The following is a 2186-nucleotide window of genomic DNA, read 5'->3' on the forward strand; positions in this document are numbered from 1 at the left end:
CAAATAGAAATGGAACACGTACAACAACAATCTATCTCAAAAGAAGCATCAGCAAGATGTACAGCTGTTACATTCGAAGAACTTGAAAAATTACACGACAAATTCGGTACAAAAGTATCAATGATGTCAACAGTAGCAGATATGAGAGAAGAAGAAAACGGTCTTAGAGGATCAGAATTCGACGTAGCAATGGATGAATCATTCGAAGCATGTGCACAAAATGGAGCATCAATGCTTTGTATTGAAACAGTTGGTGGTAAAGTAGTATCAGATTATGGTATATCAAGAGGAGATGCAAGAGCAATACTCTATGGTATAGGTGTACTTGGTTCTATTGATATGGAATACATGTGGACAAAAATTGTAGACATAGCAAAAAGAAACAATGTAGTTCCTGGTGGAGACACAGACTGTGCACAAGCTAACACTGCAATGTTCCTTGCAGGTGGATTAACCAGTAAAAACGTATCACACACAATTGCAGCAGTAGCAAGAGCAATTGCAGGAGCAAGAAGTTTAGTAGCAGTTGAATGTGGTGCACAAGGACCAACAAAAGACTGTGGATACGAAAACCCTATTGTAAAAGCAATAGCATCCGTACCAATCTGTGCAGAAGGTAAAAACGCAACATGTGCTCACTCAGACCTTATGGGTAACCTTACAGCAGCAGTATGTGATGTATGGAGTAACGAATCTGTATATAACAGAGAAGAAATGGGTGGACCAACACCTGGTGTATGGTTACAATCATTAGGTTATGAATGTGCTTTAATGAACACAGCAACACAAATCGGAACAAACAAACAATTAAGAGATACATATGTATTAGCTGATAAATACCGAGACCCTCAAGGTGTAATTCTTGCATACGATAACGCATACAAAATCGGTGAAGCAATTACAGCAGAAGGAGAAGATATTTACTTAAGATCCCGTGCAGCAGCAATTAGAGCAATGGAATTAATTAATGAAGCAGTAGATGAAAAACGTATCTTATTAACAAGATTTGAAAGAGATACACTTGATTCCACAATGAAAACATACGAACAATTACCAGATGACAAAGACAAATTCATAAAAACATGTATCAAACGTTACGGAAGAAAAGTAAAAGAACACGACCCATCACAATATGAATTATAAGTAATAGCGGTGTAGTGTAAATTTAAATATAAAAAAAATTTATTAAAAGGATGTGTGTATAAATGGTTAGCCCTTTAGAAAAATACTATGACAAATTTGAAGATTATGAAAAAATTGCTGTAAGATACAATGTTAAAATTGAAGGTCCAGCTCTTAAACCTGAAGATGACCCAGAAGTAGCAGAAATCTTACCAGCAGAAGAAGGAATAAAAAGAACAGTAGCATTAGCTGTATTATATGGTGATAAAGACGAATGTGATGCACAAGTAGAAAAAGCATTAGATGCTGGTGAAGAACCAATAGACCTTATTAACAACGCTTTAATGAAAGGTATGGATGGAGTAAGTGCATTATATACTAAAGGTGAATTCTTCCTTCCTGATTTAATGCTTGCAGGAGATGCAATGATGTCTGGAGTAGCACTTTGTGAAGCAAAACTCGGACACAAAGCAGATTCCAAAGCAACAGTATGTTGCTGTGCAGTAGAAGGAGACCCTCATGATATTGGTAAAAACTTAATTGTAATGTTCTTAAATGCAAATGGATACGAAGCAGTAGACCTTGGTCGTGACGTACCTAACACTAAAGTAGTAGAAGCAGTAAAAGAAAACAAACCAGTACTTGTAACTGCAACAGCATTAATGACAACAACCATGACAGCATTTGGTAAAATTATAGCATTAATGCAAGAAGCAGGACTCGACACACCATTTGGATGTGGAGGAGGAGCAGTACGTCGTGACTTTGTAGAAGAAACACCACAAACATTCTATGGTGTAGAAGCATATCACGTACCAAAATTAGCAGATGCAATTGTTGATGATGGTAAAACATGGGAAGACATCAGAAAAGAATACTCTGACATTGTTGGAGAATATGTAGCAGCATACTCCTAAGTATGTTAACACATATTTTTCTTTTCTCTTTTTTTAATTTTTTATTTAAATTATATATTTTAATTTCAATGATTTTAGAGTTATTTTTGAGTTTTTTTAATTACTACTTTAAGATTTATTTTTTTAAGTTTTATTTATTATAATACA

Annotated in this window: 2 protein-coding genes; both read left to right on the forward strand. The window is 35.0% G+C overall.

The window, feature by feature from the left end:
- A partial coding sequence (locus A9758_RS01160) for a methyltransferase MtaB domain-containing protein (RefSeq protein WP_069776315.1) occupies nucleotides 1–1143 on the forward strand: 1143 nt, incomplete at its 5' end.
- 62 nt (nucleotides 1144–1205) lie between these two features.
- Nucleotides 1206–2039 carry a methanol--corrinoid protein MtaC gene (gene mtaC / locus A9758_RS01165; protein ID WP_011405801.1) on the forward strand — a complete coding sequence of 278 codons (834 nt, stop codon included), beginning with the start codon at nucleotides 1206–1208 and terminating at the stop codon, nucleotides 2037–2039.
- Nucleotides 2040–2186 lie beyond the last annotated feature (147 nt).

Origin of the sequence: Methanosphaera sp. A6 (assembly GCF_001729395.1) — an archaeon.
GTDB lineage: Archaea > Methanobacteriota > Methanobacteria > Methanobacteriales > Methanobacteriaceae > Methanosphaera > Methanosphaera stadtmanae.

What these genes read in the sequence shown, in the direction of transcription:
- mtaC (WP_011405801.1), top strand. Translation starts at nt 1,206, where the DNA reads ATGGTTAGCCCTTTAGAAAAATACTATGACAAATTTGAAGATTATGAA.